This window comes from Polaribacter sp. Asnod1-A03 (genome assembly GCF_045063585.1).
Classification (GTDB): domain Bacteria; phylum Bacteroidota; class Bacteroidia; order Flavobacteriales; family Flavobacteriaceae; genus Polaribacter.
On record NZ_JBEFOE010000009.1, the window covers coordinates 2,320,830 to 2,338,335 of the forward strand.

16 protein-coding genes are annotated in these 17,506 nt (G+C 28.1%); 6 read left to right on the forward strand and 10 right to left on the reverse strand.

The features are described from left to right. Positions 1-106 precede the first annotated feature (106 nt). Positions 107-958, reverse strand: a complete 852-nt coding sequence (locus ACJJVY_RS10515) for an AraC family transcriptional regulator (RefSeq protein ID WP_405607985.1) — start codon at positions 956-958, stop codon at positions 107-109. Positions 959-1,160: 202 nt separating this feature from the next. Here ACJJVY_RS10515 and ACJJVY_RS10520 point away from each other — a divergent pair, with 202 nt between their 5' ends. Together ACJJVY_RS10520 and ACJJVY_RS10525 are read left to right on the forward strand one after the other, a co-directional pair. Further along, positions 1,161-2,552: a fibronectin type III domain-containing protein gene (locus ACJJVY_RS10520; RefSeq protein WP_405607988.1), complete on the forward strand. Its 1,392-nt coding sequence runs from the start codon at positions 1,161-1,163 to the stop codon at positions 2,550-2,552. A 35-nt stretch (positions 2,553-2,587) separates the two neighbouring features. After that, positions 2,588-3,472, forward strand: a complete 885-nt coding sequence (locus tag ACJJVY_RS10525) for a glycerophosphodiester phosphodiesterase family protein (protein WP_405607990.1) — start codon at positions 2,588-2,590, stop codon at positions 3,470-3,472. A gap of 52 nt (positions 3,473-3,524) precedes the next feature. Here ACJJVY_RS10525 and ACJJVY_RS10530 read toward each other — a convergent pair whose 3' ends face one another. Continuing rightward, on the reverse strand, positions 3,525-3,890 hold the full coding sequence (locus ACJJVY_RS10530) for a YchJ family protein (RefSeq protein WP_405607993.1): 366 nt from the start codon (positions 3,888-3,890) through the stop codon (positions 3,525-3,527). 235 nt (positions 3,891-4,125) lie between these two features. Here ACJJVY_RS10530 and ACJJVY_RS10535 point away from each other — a divergent pair, with 235 nt between their 5' ends. Continuing rightward, positions 4,126-5,046, forward strand: coding sequence for a glycerophosphodiester phosphodiesterase family protein (locus tag ACJJVY_RS10535; protein WP_405607996.1), 921 nt, complete (start codon positions 4,126-4,128; stop codon positions 5,044-5,046). A gap of 79 nt (positions 5,047-5,125) precedes the next feature. Here the strand turns inward: ACJJVY_RS10535 and mnmE are convergent, their stop codons facing one another. From mnmE to ACJJVY_RS10550, 3 genes are all read right to left on the reverse strand, one after another. Then, the gene (mnmE, locus tag ACJJVY_RS10540; protein ID WP_405607999.1) at positions 5,126-6,520 is read right to left on the reverse strand and encodes a tRNA uridine-5-carboxymethylaminomethyl(34) synthesis GTPase MnmE; all 1,395 of its coding nucleotides are present in this window, start codon (positions 6,518-6,520) and stop codon (positions 5,126-5,128) included. 94 nt (positions 6,521-6,614) lie between these two features. Continuing rightward, positions 6,615-7,493, reverse strand: coding sequence for a mechanosensitive ion channel family protein (locus tag ACJJVY_RS10545; protein WP_405608002.1), 879 nt, complete (start codon positions 7,491-7,493; stop codon positions 6,615-6,617). A 51-nt stretch (positions 7,494-7,544) separates the two neighbouring features. Continuing rightward, positions 7,545-8,045 (reverse strand): Dps family protein, encoded by a 501-nt coding sequence (locus tag ACJJVY_RS10550; RefSeq protein WP_405608005.1) that lies wholly within the window; start codon positions 8,043-8,045, stop codon positions 7,545-7,547. Between the two features lie 235 nt (positions 8,046-8,280). On the opposite strand from ACJJVY_RS10550, the gene ACJJVY_RS10555 reads away from it, so the two are divergent. Then, on the forward strand, positions 8,281-8,619 hold the full coding sequence (locus tag ACJJVY_RS10555; RefSeq protein WP_405608008.1) for a DUF4870 domain-containing protein: 339 nt from the start codon (positions 8,281-8,283) through the stop codon (positions 8,617-8,619). A gap of 190 nt (positions 8,620-8,809) precedes the next feature. Here ACJJVY_RS10555 and ACJJVY_RS10560 read toward each other — a convergent pair whose 3' ends face one another. Both ACJJVY_RS10560 and ACJJVY_RS10565 read right to left on the reverse strand, forming a co-directional pair. Then, positions 8,810-9,241, reverse strand: coding sequence for a DUF4268 domain-containing protein (locus ACJJVY_RS10560; protein WP_405608011.1), 432 nt, complete (start codon positions 9,239-9,241; stop codon positions 8,810-8,812). A gap of 70 nt (positions 9,242-9,311) precedes the next feature. Beyond that, positions 9,312-9,893 carry a tRNA-(ms[2]io[6]A)-hydroxylase gene (locus tag ACJJVY_RS10565; RefSeq protein ID WP_405608014.1) on the reverse strand — a complete coding sequence of 194 codons (582 nt, stop codon included), beginning with the start codon at positions 9,891-9,893 and terminating at the stop codon, positions 9,312-9,314. 315 nt (positions 9,894-10,208) lie between these two features. Here ACJJVY_RS10565 and ACJJVY_RS10570 point away from each other — a divergent pair, with 315 nt between their 5' ends. Further along, positions 10,209-12,044 carry a cation:proton antiporter gene (locus tag ACJJVY_RS10570; protein WP_405608017.1) on the forward strand — a complete coding sequence of 612 codons (1,836 nt, stop codon included), beginning with the start codon at positions 10,209-10,211 and terminating at the stop codon, positions 12,042-12,044. A 25-nt stretch (positions 12,045-12,069) separates the two neighbouring features. On the opposite strand, the gene ACJJVY_RS10575 is transcribed toward ACJJVY_RS10570, so the two are convergent. Then, entirely contained in the window at positions 12,070-13,719 is a 1,650-nt protein-coding gene (locus ACJJVY_RS10575; RefSeq protein WP_405608020.1) for a MutS-related protein, read from the reverse strand. Between the two features lie 69 nt (positions 13,720-13,788). Then, positions 13,789-15,483: a DNA polymerase III subunit gamma/tau gene (gene dnaX, locus ACJJVY_RS10580; RefSeq protein ID WP_405608023.1), complete on the reverse strand. Its 1,695-nt coding sequence runs from the start codon at positions 15,481-15,483 to the stop codon at positions 13,789-13,791. A gap of 228 nt (positions 15,484-15,711) precedes the next feature. Here dnaX and msrA point away from each other — a divergent pair, with 228 nt between their 5' ends. Beyond that, entirely contained in the window at positions 15,712-16,359 is a 648-nt protein-coding gene (gene msrA / locus ACJJVY_RS10585) for a peptide-methionine (S)-S-oxide reductase MsrA (RefSeq protein ID WP_405608026.1), read from the forward strand. Between the two features lie 75 nt (positions 16,360-16,434). Here the strand turns inward: msrA and ACJJVY_RS10590 are convergent, their stop codons facing one another. After that, entirely contained in the window at positions 16,435-17,460 is a 1,026-nt protein-coding gene (locus ACJJVY_RS10590) for a TlpA family protein disulfide reductase (protein ID WP_405608029.1), read from the reverse strand. Positions 17,461-17,506 lie beyond the last annotated feature (46 nt).

Below are 17,506 nucleotides of genomic sequence, written 5' to 3' on the forward strand. Positions count from 1 at the left end.
TAATTTTTATTTATAATAAGATTTTATTGTAATTTTTAGATAAAAATAATGCTATAATAAGATTAATTAATAGTTTTTTATTATGATTTGTAAAATGTAGTTATCTTTATTTTCTAAAGTTTTTTCGGTATTTAGAAGGCGTTTTTCCCATTTTAGCTTTAAAATAAAGATTAAAATTAGCTAAGTTATTATAACCACTTTCATAACATATTTCTGTAATTTGTTTATCAGTTTCAGCTAATAGTTTTGCCGCAATCCCTAGTCTTACGTTTTTAACGTATTCCATAAAAGTTAAGCCTGTTTTCTTTTTAAAAAAACGACAAAAAGAACTCGGTGCCATATTTAAAACAGCAGAAGCTTCATCAAGATTAATACCTTCTTGAATATTTAAAAATACATATTCGTAAACTTTATTTATTTTATCAATATTTTTAGTAAAATCAGCAAGTTTGTTTGTAGGGTTAGAAAGCTTTTCTCGGTCTTTTATTTTAATAAGAAAATTAAATATTTTTAAGAGTTTAATATAATATTCTAAACCATTAGCATTTACCATTTCTAATAAGGTTTGATGTATTTCTTTGTTGTCTTTTACTTTAAAACGAATGCCACTATTGGCTTCTTTTATCAATAATTCAACTTGTTTTAATTCGGGGATTTTAAAAAAATCAGAATTAAAAATATTTTCAGAAAAATGAGTTACAATAGATATTGGTGGCTCATTACCGTCATAATCTTGCAAATCCCAACAATGTGGCAAGTCAGAACCTAAAAGAACTAAATCACCTTTTTCAAATTCAGAAACGTTATCACCAATTATTCTTCTTCCTTTACCAGAAGTTATATAATTTATTTCGAAGTTTTTATGAGAATGAATTTTTCTGTTAGAAGCTAATGGCATTTGTCTAGAAATAAATGTATGATTGTTAGGGACAAAAATTTTTTCAAAGACAAATTGCATGTTTAAGGGAGTTTATTTAAGATGTCAATACTATATAATTATTTTAATGTAGAGTTTAATTTAATGTAATGTGTAGTTTAAGTAAATACTTTTATTTAGCTGAAAACTGAAAAAAACTAACGAATACTTAACTATTAATTGACAAAGGGAAATAGGATTTGATTATGCGATAAAATAATTTTGATTTATAAATATATCTATAATGAAAATACAGAGGAGTTTAGTTTTTTTAGTGATAACTGTACTATTTAGTTCTTTATTACAAGCACAACATACCCATGAAGATGGTGTAAAGCATACGCATTATTCTGCATACGATTCTATAGTTGCACATAAATTAATATTTCCGTCTAGTACACCAGATCGAGTTATAGCTAACTTAACAACAGATGCTGCACATAGTTTAGCCGTAAATTGGCGTACAGACCAACAAGTATCTAATGGTGTTCTAGAAATAGCTTTAGCAACAGACGGACCAGAATTTTTATTAAGAGATGTAAGAAAAGTAAATGCAACTTCTCAAAAAATAGAGAATCAAAATAGAAGAGAACCTCTTGTTAAAGCTACATACCATTCTGCAGTAGTAAATAATTTACAACCAAATACAACATATGTATATAGAGTTGGTAATGGAGGTAAAGACAATGCGTATTGGAGCGAGTGGTTTCAATATAAAACAGCTAATGTAGGAGAAGAGAAACCGTTTAGTTTTATTTATTTTGGAGATGCTCAAAACAATGTAAAATCTTTATGGTCTAGAGTAATCAGAAATTCTTATCGTCAATTTCCACAAGTAGATTTTATGTTACATGCAGGTGATTTAATTAACGATAGAGATGCAAATTTAGAATGGGGAGAATGGTTTTATGCAGGTAGTTTTATACATGCAACGGTACCAAGTATGATGACACCTGGTAATCATGAATACAGAAATGGTGTTTTATCATCTTTATGGAGACCTCAATTTACCTTACCAGAAAACGGACCTATAGAATCTTTAAAAGAAACTTGTTTTGCAATTGATTATCAAGGAATGAAAATAATTTCTTTAGATAGCGAAGGGTTTGATGAAAGTAAAGAAGCAAGAGATGCGCAAGTACAATGGTTAGATTCTGTGCTAAAATCTAACATAAAAAAATGGACTGTAATTACAACACATTACCCTGTATATTCTACTGCAAAAGGACGTGATAACAAAGAACTAAGAGAAGCTATAAAACCTTTGATTGATAAATATGGAGTTGATTTAGTTTTACAAGGCCATGACCATACGTATGCAAGAGGCTTTCCTAAAAACGAAGGTAAAGGTTTAACGGTTGTAGAAGATGCAGGTACTATATATGCGGTTTCTGTAAGTGGACCCAAAATGTACGAATCTAAAGACCAAGAATGGATGGTAAGAAGAGGTGAGTATACACAACTTTTTCAGATTATTACTGTATCAAAAGATACCATTAAATATGGTGCTTATACACCAATTGGTACATTATATGATGCTTTTGAGATTACTAAAAAGAATGGTAAAAAAACATTGATAAATAAAGTGCCAGATACACCTATTCGATTAAAGAAAGATTTAGAAAAAGGAAAATAATCTATCATTTAAAATATTTTTTTAAATTTTAAAGTATGAAAATTACAAAGTATGTAATTGTTTTATTAGTCTTTTTTTTAGGAGTATCTTGTGTAAAAGAAAAAGAAGTTTCTGTTAAAAAATCAGCTACAACTGATATAACAGAAACTTTAAGCGAATTTAAAAATGCCAATTCTAATAATATTTTAGTTGCTGCCCACAGAGGAGCTCATATGGGCAATTTTGAAAATTCGATAGCATCTACTTTAAAATCAATTGAATTGGGTGTAGATATTATAGAAGTTGATGTAAAAACAACCAAAGACGGTTATCTTGTATTAATGCACGATAGTTCTATAGATCGTACAACAACTGGTAGTGGAAAAGTAGAAGAATTAACATTAGCCGAAATTAAAGCCTTTAAATTAAAAGGACCTTACGGAAGAGTTAGTAAAGAACCTGTACCAACTTTTAAAGAGTTTTTAAAAGTAGTAAAAGGTAAAATTATGGTTGATGTAGATATGAAAACTGATAATGTACGTGGATTGGTAAAAGCGGTAAATGAATATGGTAATAAAGATGAGGTTTTCTATTTTGATAATGATTACCATCAATTACAAAGTATTAAAAGTTTAGATACATCTGCACAGTTAATGCCTAGAGCATATTCTTTAAATATGGCAGACTCTGCTGTTGTAAAATTTAACCCTAGAGTTGTACATATAGACCCTAGTTTTAATACAAAAGAAGTTTGTGATCTATTAAAAGAAAATAATGCCAGAATTTGGATTAATACTTTGGGAGAGAAGGATGCAGAAATTCGTTACGGAAATGGAGAAAAAGTAATTGAAGAATTGATTAAAAATGGAGCTAACATCATTCAGACTGATGAACCAGAAATGCTATTAGAACTTTTAAGAAGCAAAGGCTTACACCAGTAAATCAATAAGGTGATAATATTTTAGAAGAAAGAATAGTATTCTTTCTTTAAGTTTACAGAGCGTTTTTATAAACCCAATAATTGTCTTCTTTTTCGAAAAAAGAATTTTCATGTATTACATTTAAAGATCCGTTTTCATAAAAATAGGCTTTAAACTCAACTGTATTTTTAGTGGATTGTAAAACATCTAGTTTTATCCATTCTACAGATTTTGTCCAAGTAAATATTTCTTCTTTTTCACGTTTAGAAGGTCTGGTTTTACTGTGATGACTTTTTTGTAAATAATCAATATCAGCCAAAACAAAAGCACTATATCTAGAACGCATTAAAGCTTCTGCTGTAGCTACAGATTGTATATTTTGATGAGCTTTTTTACAACAATCTTCATATTGTTTAGAAGGATTACAAGGACATTTCATTTTTTCTTATACTCAGTTTAGTGATATCTTCTATTATTGATAAAAACAATAGTACCTAGCTAATTAATTTAATATCAATATTAAAGAAGTTTTAGGTTAAGAATGTCAAAAAAGAAAATATTTTTTTTACAATTATTTAAAACTGAAAGAAATTAATATCTTTTTCTTTGTCATGGTTGTTATCAGGATTATAAATAAATGTATTCTTACTATTAACAGCTTAAAGATAAAGATTATGAAACTAAATTTTTTAATATTATCATTATTAATTCTATTTATTTCTTGTAAAAAAGAAGAGGTGAAAATAGTAAAAGAAGAAGTAAAAGTTACGTCAATAGATGAGTTATTAACTAATTTAGAAGACTCAACCAATAAAGATATTATTGTAGTTGCACACAGAGGAGATTGGCGTAATGCCCCAGAAAATTCTTTACAAGCTATCCAAAACTGTATTGATATGGGGGTAGATATGGTAGAAATTGATGTTAGAGAAACCAAAGATGGGCAATTGGTGGTAATACATGATGTGAGTATAGATAGAACAACAAAGGCAAAAGGTTTGGTAAAAGATTGGACTTTATCAGATTTAAAAAAACTAAATTTAGTTGATGGGCTAGGTGTGGAAACGATGCATAAAATACCTACTTTAGAAGAAGTTTTAAATTTATCAAAAGATAAAATATTAATTAACTTAGATAAAAGCTATGCTATTTTTGATAAATGCTATACACTTTTAGAAAAAACAGGCACAACAAATCAAGTAATTATAAAAGGAAATAAAACTAGAGGTGTTGTAGAAAAAGAATTTGGAGAGTATTTAGATAAGGTTCATTTTATGCCTATTATTAGGTTGCCAAACCCAAAAGGCAAAGAGATAATTGATGATTATTTAGACAACAAATTAGCCATCGCTTTTGAATTTACAATTCCGGAAGAAACAGAATTGTTATCTTATTTTGATGATATTCGTGCTAAAGGAGCAAGTGTTTGGGTAAACGCGTTATGGAAACAGCACAATATTGGTCATGATGATGAAAAAGCAGTTTTAGATAATTCGGTATACGATTGGTACATCAACAACAATGTAGATATTATACAAACTGATAGACCACAAGTGCTGTTAAACTACCTTAGAAAAAAAGGATATCATAAATAAGTTGATAAAGCATATAAAATAATAATATGTGATTTATTTTATATGTTTTATCACTTTTGGATTTTTTTAATGAATCTGACTATTTCCCGATACAAAAATTACCAAAAATATGCCCTAAAATATCTTTATCAACATCATATTCACCGGTAATATTACCAAGGTGACGCAAACACTCGCGAATATCAATAGAAAACAAATCAGTACCAATTTCTAAATCAATGCCTTCTTGAACAGAAGTAATGGCAATTAAAGCATTGTTTAAAGCTTCAAAATGACGCGAATTGGTAACTATGGTTTCATTATTACTTAAAGCTCCAATATTTACTAAAGTGGTTAATTCGTTTTTTAATTCTTCAATTCCTGTTTTATTTTTAGCAGACAGTAAAATTAAATTCTCAATTTCTGATTGTAAGATGGATGAATCATGACAAGATAAAGTATCAATTTTATTGGCAATTACTAACAATCGTTTATTAGGGAAACGTGTTTTAATGGTTTCAATCTCTTCTAAAAACTCTTCTCTGGCATAAGCATATTTATTAGAATCTATTAAGAAAATAATCAATTGTGCATTTTCTGCTTTTTCGTATGCTTTTTTAATTCCGATACTTTCTACAACATCTTCGGTTTCTCTAATTCCGGCAGTGTCAATAAATCTAAAAGCAACACCATCAATAATTATTTCATCTTCAATAGCATCTCTTGTAGTACCAGCAATATCAGAAACAATGGCTTTTTCTTCGTTTAAAAGTGTGTTTAAAAGTGTAGATTTACCAACATTTGGTTCTCCAATAATTGCAACCGGAATTCCGTTTTTCATTGCATTACCAAAAGAGAAAGAGTCGATTAAACGTTTTAAAACAGAAGTGATTTTTGCTACTAATTCTTTAAATTTTGTTCTGTCTGCAAACTCTACATCTTCACCAGAAAAATCTAATTCTAGCTCAATTAAAGCCGCAAAATCTAATAATTGAACACGTAAATCTTTCAATTCATTAGCAATTCCGCCACGCATTTGCTGTATGGCAACTTGATGACTAGCAGCAGAATTAGAAGCAATAACATCTGCCACAGCTTCTGCTTGACTTAAATCCATTTTACCATTTAAAAAAGCACGCATTGTAAACTCACCATTATCAGCCATTCTACAACCATTTTGTAAAAACAACTGAATAATTTCTTGCTGAATAAAGCTAGAACCATGGCAAGAAATTTCAACTACATTTTCTCCTGTATAAGAATTTGGATTTTTAAAAACCGATACTAAAACTTCATCTAAAAGAACATCATTTTGTACAATGTGTCCTAAATGAATCGTATGCGTTTTCTGATTTTTTAAGGTCTTTCCTTTTTTAATCGATTTAAAAAAAGCATCAACAATATCAATAGCACTTTCACCAGAAAGTCTAATTACAGAAATAGCGCCAACACCTGCAGGTGTTGCCAAAGCAATAATAGTATCGTTATTAATCATGTTGCAAAAATACATAAAGATTTTATCTCAAAAGAAAAAGCTCAACATTTTACGTTGAGCTTCTTTTTATATTTATTTAATAGAAAAACTTTTTTTAGTTTGTTTCTAAATGCTTTTTAGCAATTTCACTATTTACATTTAATTTATTTGTAAATTCTAAAGTTCTTATTGGGAACGGGATATTAATATCTTCTTTATCAAAAGCCTTTTTAATTTCTATAATGGCTTTACTTTTTCCTTTTAAACGTTCAAGAGCATTTTCAGATTCTATCCAAAATCTACACAAAAAATTAATAGAACTATCACCAAATTCGGTAAAGTAAAATTCTACACTTTTACCAAATTGTTTTTGATCAAAATTATCTTGAATTGTTTGTCTTGTTAATTTTTCTACCATTTCTAAATCTGCACCATATTCTACACCACATTCTAGAGCAACTCTCATTTTAGTGGTTAAAGAATAGTTTTTAAATGGGCTTTCTAAAATAGTTTTATTAGGTATTACTACCATGTTATTATCTGCCTCTTTAATAACAAAATAATTTAGGTTTATATCTATAACCTCACCTGCATAACCATTGGTTTCTACCCAATTACCTATGTTTAGGTTGTGTCTAAAAGACAATACAACACCAGATATTGTATTAGATAAAGTACCTTGTAAGGCCAAACCAATAACAATACCAGATACACCGGCAGCAGATACAATTGCTTTTAAAGTATCATCAAACTTTAAAACTGTCATAGCAATATACAAACCTGCTAAAAAGATAATTGCAGAAGCTACTCTAGAAACTAAATTTCTAACAGATTCTTGTTTTATTCTGTTACTTAGTGTTTTAGTTATAAAACTATTTATAGCTCTAGAAGCAAAATATGCAATTATAACCACAACCAATGCTATAGCAAGGTTGGGTATATTTTTTATGAAAATATCTTTCCAATTTTGTAATTTCTCTATTATTTTATTCATGATGATTTTTAAGTTTTAAATGTGTAGTTTTTTCTTGTATTAAAGAAATGGTTATTTTACAAAACTACTATTTAATTCTTCTTTGGTGTCTTTAGACCATGCGCTCAACATCCAAGTAGATTTTTCTAGCTCTCTAATGTAAGCCCCCATTAAATCAATTGTACCTTCATCTTTTGCCTTTTCAGATCTATCTACAACTTTGCTTAATTGCTCTAATAAGATTCTATGATCTCCTATAATTTCTGCAACCATTTCCTCATCTGTTAATAATGGGCTAGATTCTTTAATTTTAGAAACTTCTATATAATCAGATAGTTTACTAATTGGGTGATATTTAAGTGTTACAATTCTTTCTGCAATTTCATCAATTTTAAGTCTTGTATCATTATACATTGCTTCAAACTTATTGTGTAAGTCAAAAAAGTTTTTACCTAAAATGTTCCAGTGAAAATTTCTTAATTTTTGATAATATACGTGGTAATCTGCCAACAGTACATTTAATTCTGATACAACGGGTAAAACTTTTTGATTGTCTATATTCAAGTAATCCATATTATTTGGGTTTTAAATTATTATTGATACAAAGATATTTTTAAAGTCAAATACTGCTTTGCTCATATAAATTAGATATTAACCCATTTAGATGATGATTAATCCATTTGCTAATTACTAATTATTTACAAAAAGCTTAGTGGCTTATTTTTAGTGATATATGAAGTTTTTTTTATAAATTGTAACAAATTAAGAAAGTTGTCGTCAAATAAATACAACCAAACTTAAAGAATTTATGAAAGAAGATAAACAGTTATTAGTATTAACACACTTAAGTCAATTATTAGATTTTGTAACAGGTATTGGTGGTTTTATTGTGCCGTTAGTTTTATGGCTTACAAAAAAAGATGAAGTTTTTGGAATGGATGAGCATGGTAAAGCAATTATAAATTTCAGAATATCTATGTTCATTTACATATTAATCTGTATTCCGTTAATTTTACTTTTAGGTTTAGGAATATTAGGACTAATTGCAATCGGGTTTTTCTATTTAATTTTTCCTATAATAAATGCAATTAAAGTAAGTAATAATCAAGCACCAAATTATCCGTTAAGTATCACTTTTATAAAATAGAGAAAAAGGAAAGTAGTATATTAAAAATCGTTCATTAGTTTGAGCGATTTTTTTTTGCGTTACCTTTCAGGTCAGGCTTTCCACTATATATTTTTTATTTGGTATTGCTACTCAGCAATACCAAATAAAAAAGGATGCCGTTTCAATCCTTAACGCGGCTTATCAATAAACAAATAGAAAGTAATAAACGTTATATGTTTTTTATAACATCTTCGTATTCATAGAAAAAAAGCTCGAATTTTTCCATCGTTTCAACATAAAATTCAAAACAATCTCTCCAAGAATTTTTGTTATAAATGCTAAATTTTTTATCAAACGGAACATAAATTCTATGAATCTCTTTTCCGCTTTCTAACAAATATTCATCATCAAAAATTACTTCTGGTAATTCTGTTTCTAATAGTGTCTTTAAAGAAAGCATTTGGTCGTAATAAAGTAAATTAACTAATTCATCTGGATTTTCAATATCCAAACAAACCATTGCTTGTTTTCTTTCTCCCACAAATTTAAAAGAGAAGCCTTTTATTTTAGTGTTATACAGCAACCATTTTCTCGGAAAAGATTTTCCAAAACTTGTCCAAAATTCTTTACGTAAAAGTGCAGCTTCTTCTTTAGAGAACATTTGTTTTAGTTATTAGTTAACAATTATAAATTAGTTGGGATAATTGTTTAATGTTAATTGGTAATTATTTTTACCCATGAATTTTTGCAGCATTTCCTCTTTCTCGCATCATTTCTGCTTCAAAAGCTAAAAGTGCATTCCATTTTTCATCAACAATTGCTCTATCTTGGTATTCTCTGGCAAATTGTAGAAAAGTGGTATAATGGTTGGCTTCAGAAATCATTAAATTTTTATAAAATTTAGACAATTCTTCATCTTCCATATTTTCAGAAAACACTTTAAAACGTTCGCAACTTCTTGCTTCTATTAAAGCAGCAATTAATAAACGTTGTACTAAAGCATTGGTTCTATCTTTAGTTTTTGTAAAGAATTTTTGCAAACGAACCGCGTAATCGTTTTTTTGTTCTCTACCTAAAACCATTCCGCGCTTTACCATTAATAAATGTACCATTTTAAAATGTTGCATTTCTTCAATGGCAATATTGCTCATTTCTTTTACCAATTCTGTTTCTTCAGAATAATTTATAATAATTGAAACGGCATTAGAAGCTGCTTTTTGTTCTAAAAAAGCATGATCTGTTAATATCTGTTGTAAGTTGTCTTTAGCAATTTCTGCCCAAGAAGTTTCTGTTTCAAATTGTAAACCTAACATTTGTAATCTTTTTTTGATTATTCTACATTAAAAGAAGAAATCGTTTTAATGCTTTACAAGAACTAACTGTTCTATAAAGCAAAATTAATTCATCTCTTAAAAGATATCTAATTATTTTCCTTTTTTATTGTTTAGATTTAATTCTAAAAACTTTTTTGATCTTGTTTTATTAAAAATAACCAATAAAACGTTCTTAAAAGTAATTAAAATTTATAAAAAATAAAGGTATTTTATAAAAATGAAAAAAAGTATAATTTTTATTTTTAGGAGACTTAAACATTCTTAAATTTACTTTTTAATAGATTAAATGAAAATATGTTAGAATTAGCTGGAATTATCATTTTAGGAATATTAGCACAATGGTTTGCTTGGAAATTTAAGATTCCGGCAATTTTACCTTTGATTTTAATAGGCCTATTAGTTGGCCCTATAGCAGCAGAATTTTTAAGCGATGATGGATCTAAATGGATAGAACCTGTTTGGAATGGAGAAAAAGGACTTTTCCCTGGAGAAAGCTTGTATTATTTTGTGTCGTTAGCAATTAGTATTATTCTATTTGAAGGTGGTTTAACACTAAAAAGAAGTGAGATTAAAAATGTAGGTCCTGTAATTACAAAATTAATTACATTAGGTTCTACAATTACTTTTTTTGGAGCAGGTATTGTGGCAAGACATACATTTAATTTAGGTTGGGAACTTTCTTTTCTTTTTGCAGGTTTAATAATAGTAACTGGCCCAACAGTAATAACACCAATTTTAAGAAACATACCCTTAAAAAAAGATATTTCTACGGTTTTAAAATGGGAAGGAATTTTAATTGACCCGATTGGTGCTTTGGTTGCTGTATTGGTTTTTGAGTTTATAAGTGTTGGTGGTGGTGGTGGTTTTACCAAAACAGCATTAATAGAGTTTGCTAAAATTTTACTTTTTGGAGCCACTTTTGGTTTTACGTTTGCACATGCTTTGGCTTATGCAGTTAATAAAAAATTGATTCCACATTATTTATTAAACGTAGTTTCATTATCAGCTGTTTTATTGGTTTTTGTACTGTCAGAATCATTTGCACATGAATCTGGTTTATTGGCTGTAGTTGTAATGGGAATGGTTTTAGGAAACGGAAAGTTAAGCAACTTAAAAGAGTTGTTATACTTTAAAGAATCTTTAAGTATTCTATTAATTTCTATCCTTTTTATTTTACTAGCAGCAAATATAAATATGGAAGATTTACTGTTATTGTATACTTGGAAAACAGCAGCTTTATTTGCATCTGTAGTTTTTATAATCAGACCATTAGCCGTTTTTGCAAGTACACGTAAATCAAAATTAAAATTTAATGAAAAAGTATTTATCAGTTGGGTTGGACCACGAGGAATTGTAGCTGCTGGTATTGCTTCTTTATTTGGTAGTAAATTGTTAAAGCAAGGAGTAGAAGGTGCAGAATACATTACTCCATTAGTATTTATGGTGGTTTTAGGTACGGTTTTATTGAATGCAACTACTGCAAGACTTTTTGCAAAAGTGATTGGTGTATTTTTAAAGAAATCGGATGCAATTTTATTTGTAGGAGCCTCTTTTCCGGCCATATTAATAGCAAAATATTTAAGGGATAAAGGAAAGAGAATTATTTTGATAGACTCTAATAAGTTTTTTGTGCAAAATGCGCTTGATGAAGATTTAGAAGCTTTAGAGGTTGATATTTATGATGATGCTTTAACTAATAATATAGAGTTAAATGATGTTGGTTATTTAATTGCTTTGTCTGGTAGTGACGCTGTAAACAAACATGCATTGGTTACTTTTTCTGATGCTTTTGGAGAGCAAGGTTCTTACAAACTAGCGTCTTCAGAAGAAACTGTAGATGATACAATTAAAGATAGATCTCGCTTTTTTACACCTTATGATGATTATATAAACTTAAGTGAAGCTTATAGGGAAAACCCTGTTATTAATGAGGTAAAAATAGCTGATGAAGAAGCTTATGTTAAAGCTTTAGATATTCTAGCTAAAGAAGAGAAAGCGGTTCCTTTATTTATAGAAAAAGGCAAAGGAATTTATTTAGTTGCAGAGTTTGAAAAAACAGAACATCCTAAAGAAAATTTAAAACTTTGTTATTTAGGTAAAGAAATAGGTGAAATTTCCTCTGAAGAATAATTTGCTATAACATTATTTAAGATAATCAAGAAAAGTAATTAGATTCTATTTCTTTTGCTTCTATTATAATTTCTGAAGGATATTGATATAAGTCTAAAATTTTAATAGCATTTCTAGTTTTCAATTTTCCTTTTTTAATCTTATGATCAAATGAAATATTGTTGTCTTCAATTTTTTCACTAAAGTGATATAAACTATAATTGTCTTTTTCTAATAATTCAGCCAATTCAATATCATGAGTAGACACTAAAACAGTATGTTTTTTCTTATTTAAAAAGGATAAAATAGCTTTTCCTCCAGAAATTCTTTCCACAGTATTTGTTCCTTTAAAAATTTCATCCAATACAAATAAACAGGGTTCGTTGTCTTTAGAAGCTTCAATTAATTCTTTTATTCTTAATACTTCTTGTAAATAATAGCTAGTATTTTCAAGTAAATCATCTGCAATTCTAATTGATGAATAAACCTTATAAAAAGGAGCAGAGTATTCATCAGCAAAACAAATATGTAAAGTTTGGGCAAGAATGCTATTTATAGCAATTGTTCTAATAAATGTAGTTTTACCAGACATATTAGAACCTGTTAAAAGCATGCTTTTATCAATAAGATTTGTGTCGTTTTTTATACATTTTTCAATTAAAGGATGATAAATTTGGGTGACTTTTAATTCATTTTTATCTTTAAATTTTGGAGTACATATTTTAAAATCACTCTCTTTTAAAGAAGCTGTAGAAATAGCAACATCAATTTCTCCAATAAAAAGAAATAAAGATTCAATACTTTTTCTTTCTTTAGTTATTGAGCTTAAAAAACTATAAAACATTAAATACTCAATATTAAATAAGATTTTTATCATTTCAAATAGAAACCAAAAGGCAAATAAAAACTCGTTGCTTACATTTTTTTCAAAAGCTATAAATTCTGTTTTAAATTTAATTTTTTTTATCTTTTTTATAAATGATAAATCTTTAAAATGTGATTTAATTTTAGGGTTTTTACTTAGTTTTTCTGCAACTTTTAAAGCTCTAGATAATTGATTTACGCCATTTAAATAATAAGTAACACTGTGTTTATTTTTATAATGAAAAGCCATGTTAGTGGCTAATATTGGTATTAATAATAAACCAAATATTGGAATGAAAAAGACTAAAATAGAAGATGCTATTGCAAGTACAGTAAGTGTAGTAATTAACCATAAATGTTTAGGCTTTTCTAACTGTTTGTCATTTATCAACTCTTCTAAATAATATGCGTTATTAGTGTTTAGTTTAGATAATTCTAATTGACAAGAGATACTTAATTTTTTATCATTCTTAAACAGGTTGGTTAACTCATCAAACTTTAAGAGCTCTTTTATAGTGCCAATTGTTCTTAATTTAAAGTATAAGTATTGCTGACCAATTTTAGAAGAAGTTCTGTCTAAAAACTTAAATAATTCATCAATATCAAAGTCAATTTTATTTTTTTCTGATATAATATGATATGCTTCCTTTTTATAAATATTGTTATTAAAATATTTACCAATAACAAAAAAATTATAATATTCTTTCTTTTTTTGTTTTCCCCAATTTTCAAAAAGTGAAGCTTCAAACTTTTTTAAACGTTTCTTTTTTAGAAAGTTATTAATCAAAAATAAAAGGGTTGAAATAAATAGAAAACCTAAGAAATAATCCATAATTTAAAATTCTAAAAATTGATAAAAGCTTTTTAGTACTATCATATTAGTAGAAAATTATAGAAAATGTTACATATCTAACTCAAAAGCTTGACGTAATTTATCTAAAAGAGGATTTATTTCTCTCATTTTATTAAATTTTTCTTGAGGTGTATAAGCAAACTTTTTTTCTACAGTTTCGTTTAATTTTACAAGAATATCAATTCCGTAATTATTAAGGTTTTCACGTAAAAAACTTAATAATTTAGGGCGACCTTTTTTAAATTGATCTTGCATTAATTTATTAGGTACAGAAAAATGAATTTTAAAGTTTTGTCCTAATTTAGGTAAATCTGTATCCACAATAGAGGCCATACTTCGCTCTCCTTTTTTATTTAAAAGAGCAACATATTTTTTCCAGTAATCTTGTAATTCTCTTTCAGTAAAAATGTCTTTAGGATGATTGTCGAAGTTTTCTTCAACATCAGCTTTTTTAACTACTTTTTTCTCATGAATACTTTTTAAAGATAAGGAAGACCTTCTTCTTCCAGCAGATTTCAAAATAGGTTTTCCTAATTTTGGTTTCGGAGTTTCTATTTTTTGAGGCTCTGTAACTGCTACTTTTTTCTGAATAGGTTTTGCTACTACTTTTGCAACAGGCTTTGGTGAAAGTGCTTGAAAAAATGTAGCTGGAATTATGTAATTAGCTGGCTTTTTTTTTTCTCCATCAAAAGTGATAGAGGCAATCTGCATTAAAGTTAATTCGACGAGTAGTCGTTGGTTTTTACTTGCTCGGTAATTTAAATCGCAATCATTTGCTTTGTTAATAGATTGCATTAAAAAGGGAATGCTTGCTTTAGTAGCTTGCTCTAAATATTTCTTTTTTGCAGAATCTCCTACTTCTAATAAATCGATGGTAATTTTATCTTTTGCTACCAATAAATCTCTAAAATGACTAGCTAATCCATTTATAAAGTGGTTTCCTTCAAAACCTTTGGCTAAAATAGTATTAAATGCATTTAATACTTCAGGTATTTTGTTTGTTAATAACAAATCCGTCATATTAAAATACGTATCGTAGTCTAAAACATTCAAATTTTCTGCAACAGCTTCTCGAGTTAAGTTCTTTCCAGAAAAACTAATTACTCTATCAAAAATAGATAAAGCATCTCGCATTGCTCCATCAGCTTTTTGAGCAATAATGTGTAAAGCATCATCATCTGTAGTTATATTTTCTTTTTCACAGATTGTTTTTAGATAATTTTTGGCATCTAAAACTCCAATTCTCTTAAAGTCAAATATTTGACAACGAGATAAAATCGTCGGAATTATTTTGTGTTTTTCTGTAGTAGCTAAAATAAAAATAGCATGTACAGGTGGTTCTTCTAAAGTCTTTAAAAAAGCATTAAAAGCTGCTTGAGAAAGCATGTGTACTTCATCAATAATATACACTTTGTATTTACCTGTTTGTGGCGGAATACGAACTTGATCTGTTAAACTTCTAATATCATCAACCGAATTGTTAGAAGCAGCATCTAATTCAAAAATATTAAAAGCGAAATCTTCTTCTTCAGAAAGGCCTGCTTCTTGTTGGTTTATTTTTTTAGCTAATATTCTAGCACAAGAAGTTTTACCAACTCCACGTGGACCTGTAAATAATAAAGCTTGCGCTAAATGATTGTTTTTTATAGCGTTTTCTAACGTATTGGTTATGGCTTGTTGCCCAACAACATCCTCAAAATTTTTAGGACGATATTTACGTGCAGATACTACAAAATGCTCCATTTATTTTTTTTTGATGAATAACAAAAGTAATTATCTATTCGCTTTTGTACAACTGGGATTCTTAATAAAATGCTAAAGTTGTAAACAAATTGTATGAGATTTTAATTTCTTACGACTATTATTGTAAGTTCGAGTTTATTATCGAATTAAAAGTCACGAAATTTGCATCAAGAAAAATTAATTATACTTGATGCAAATTTTATTTAACAACCAAATTAATTTATAAATATGATAAAATCAGTTTTTACCTTTAGTGCTCTATTACTTTTATTTTCTTGTTTAAGTTTTACAAAGAAAGAAGAAGTAGCTAAATCTATCTACTTGCCAAGCCAGGAAACAAAAGTAGCTTATTTTGCAAGTGGTTGTTTTTGGTGTGTAGAAGCTATTTTTGAGAGTGTAAATGGAGTAGAGGAAGCTGTTTCTGGTTATGCTGGCGGACATACTAAGAATCCTACTTATAAATCTACTGGAACAGGAAAAACAGGTCATGCAGAAACCGTTGCTGTATATTATAATCCTAAAGTAGTAAGTTTTAAAACGTTGGTTAAAGTATATTATGGTTCTCATAATCCGACAACAGTAAATGGACAAAATCCAGATTATGGAAGTCAATATCGATCAATAGCATTTTATTCTAATAATGAAGAAAAAGAAATTATTGATAACATGATTGTTAAATTGAATAAGGAGGTTTATGATGGTAAAATTGCAACTGAAGTAACTAAGTTTTCTAAATTTTACAAAGCAGAGGATTATCATCAAAACTTTGAGAAAAGAAATCCAAATCAAGGTTACGTAAAAGCAGTTTCTATTCCTAGACTAAACGCTTTTAAAAAGAAGTTTCCAGAATTATTAAAGCCTTCAGAGAAACATTAGTAATTAATTTTCCAAGGATAAAAAAAGCTGAACAATTTTAAATTGTTCAGCTTTTTTTATTGAGTTATTAAATTCTTATAAAATAGAATTTAATAATGTTTTTAAATTTGGGTCAGAAGGTCTTGGAGCGTTTGAATCTACAATCTTTCCTTCTGGATCTATTAGAATAAACCTTGGGATTCCTGTGATTTGATAAGCTTGTTGAAAAGAAAAATCTTGACCAGACCAAAGTTGAACACCACTTAATTGTCTTGCCTTAACAAAGTCTCTCCATTTTTTTTCTGCAGCTTCCCAGCTACCACCACTTCTTCTAGATTCGTCAGTAGAGATACTTACAAACTCTATGTTTTTGCTATGGTATTCTTTTTCTAATGCTTTTAAAGAAGGAATTTCTCTAATACATGGACCACACCAAGTTGCCCAAACATCTATATAAACGTATTTTCCTTTAAAAGAATCTAAAGATTTTGTGCCACCCTTAGCATCTAGATAGTTTTCAAATTTAGGAGAAACATTTCCCTTACCCATTTTTTTACTTGAAGCATAAGTGGTTTCAAAATAATCAAACATTTGTTTGTTTTGTGTAGTCACTAAGCTAATTAAAGAACTATCTAAATCATTATAAGAAGTTAAAATACTGTCGTAAGATTTTTTTAACAAATCTATTTTTGTTGTAAATGCTTCTTCACTTAAAGAAAGAATATCCGCTGGATTTCCTATTTTTTTACTTTCCTCTAAATGAGCGATTATAAATTCTGAATTATCAGACCCTGTACCAGAATATTTAAAACTAGACATAAAATCTTTTGAGTCACCATCTATAGAAATATCGAAACCATTTTTTAGATAGATAGGAGCTCTTTGTTGACTGTTTGTTTGAAATGTATAAACGTCTGCTTTTTCAACCGTTAAAGTGTCTTTAAAAGTACCATCATCTTTAATAGAAATTGTCTTAATAATTCCTGTTCTACCAGAAATAGTAATTAAAGAATCTGTATTATTAGCTAATTTTCCAGAAAGAGAAATATAATCTTTAGGATGCTCTTTAGAACAAGATGCAATTAGTAATATTGTTAAAAGTACAAGACTAAGTTTTTTCATTATAAAATATATTGTAAAATTTCAACAAATATAAGATAATCAAAAA

Coding starts and splice junctions, on each gene's coding strand:
- ACJJVY_RS10520 (WP_405607988.1), top strand. CDS start 1,161: ATGAAAATACAGAGGAGTTTAGTTTTTTTAGTGATAACTGTACTATTT.
- ACJJVY_RS10555 (WP_405608008.1), top strand. CDS start 8,281: ATGAAAGAAGATAAACAGTTATTAGTATTAACACACTTAAGTCAATTA.
- ACJJVY_RS10570 (WP_405608017.1), top strand. CDS start 10,209: ATGTTAGAATTAGCTGGAATTATCATTTTAGGAATATTAGCACAATGG.
- ACJJVY_RS10545 (WP_405608002.1), bottom strand. CDS start 7,493: ATGAATAAAATAATAGAGAAATTACAAAATTGGAAAGATATTTTCATA.
- ACJJVY_RS10515 (WP_405607985.1), bottom strand. CDS start 958: ATGCAATTTGTCTTTGAAAAAATTTTTGTCCCTAACAATCATACATTT.
- ACJJVY_RS10560 (WP_405608011.1), bottom strand. CDS start 9,241: ATGTTCTCTAAAGAAGAAGCTGCACTTTTACGTAAAGAATTTTGGACA.
- ACJJVY_RS10575 (WP_405608020.1), bottom strand. CDS start 13,719: ATGGATTATTTCTTAGGTTTTCTATTTATTTCAACCCTTTTATTTTTG.
- ACJJVY_RS10525 (WP_405607990.1), top strand. CDS start 2,588: ATGAAAATTACAAAGTATGTAATTGTTTTATTAGTCTTTTTTTTAGGA.
- dnaX (WP_405608023.1), bottom strand. CDS start 15,483: ATGGAGCATTTTGTAGTATCTGCACGTAAATATCGTCCTAAAAATTTT.
- ACJJVY_RS10590 (WP_405608029.1), bottom strand. CDS start 17,460: ATGAAAAAACTTAGTCTTGTACTTTTAACAATATTACTAATTGCATCT.
- ACJJVY_RS10550 (WP_405608005.1), bottom strand. CDS start 8,045: ATGGATTACTTGAATATAGACAATCAAAAAGTTTTACCCGTTGTATCA.
- ACJJVY_RS10565 (WP_405608014.1), bottom strand. CDS start 9,893: ATGTTAGGTTTACAATTTGAAACAGAAACTTCTTGGGCAGAAATTGCT.
- ACJJVY_RS10530 (WP_405607993.1), bottom strand. CDS start 3,890: ATGAAATGTCCTTGTAATCCTTCTAAACAATATGAAGATTGTTGTAAA.
- ACJJVY_RS10535 (WP_405607996.1), top strand. CDS start 4,126: ATGAAACTAAATTTTTTAATATTATCATTATTAATTCTATTTATTTCT.
- mnmE (WP_405607999.1), bottom strand. CDS start 6,520: ATGATTAATAACGATACTATTATTGCTTTGGCAACACCTGCAGGTGTT.
- msrA (WP_405608026.1), top strand. CDS start 15,712: ATGATAAAATCAGTTTTTACCTTTAGTGCTCTATTACTTTTATTTTCT.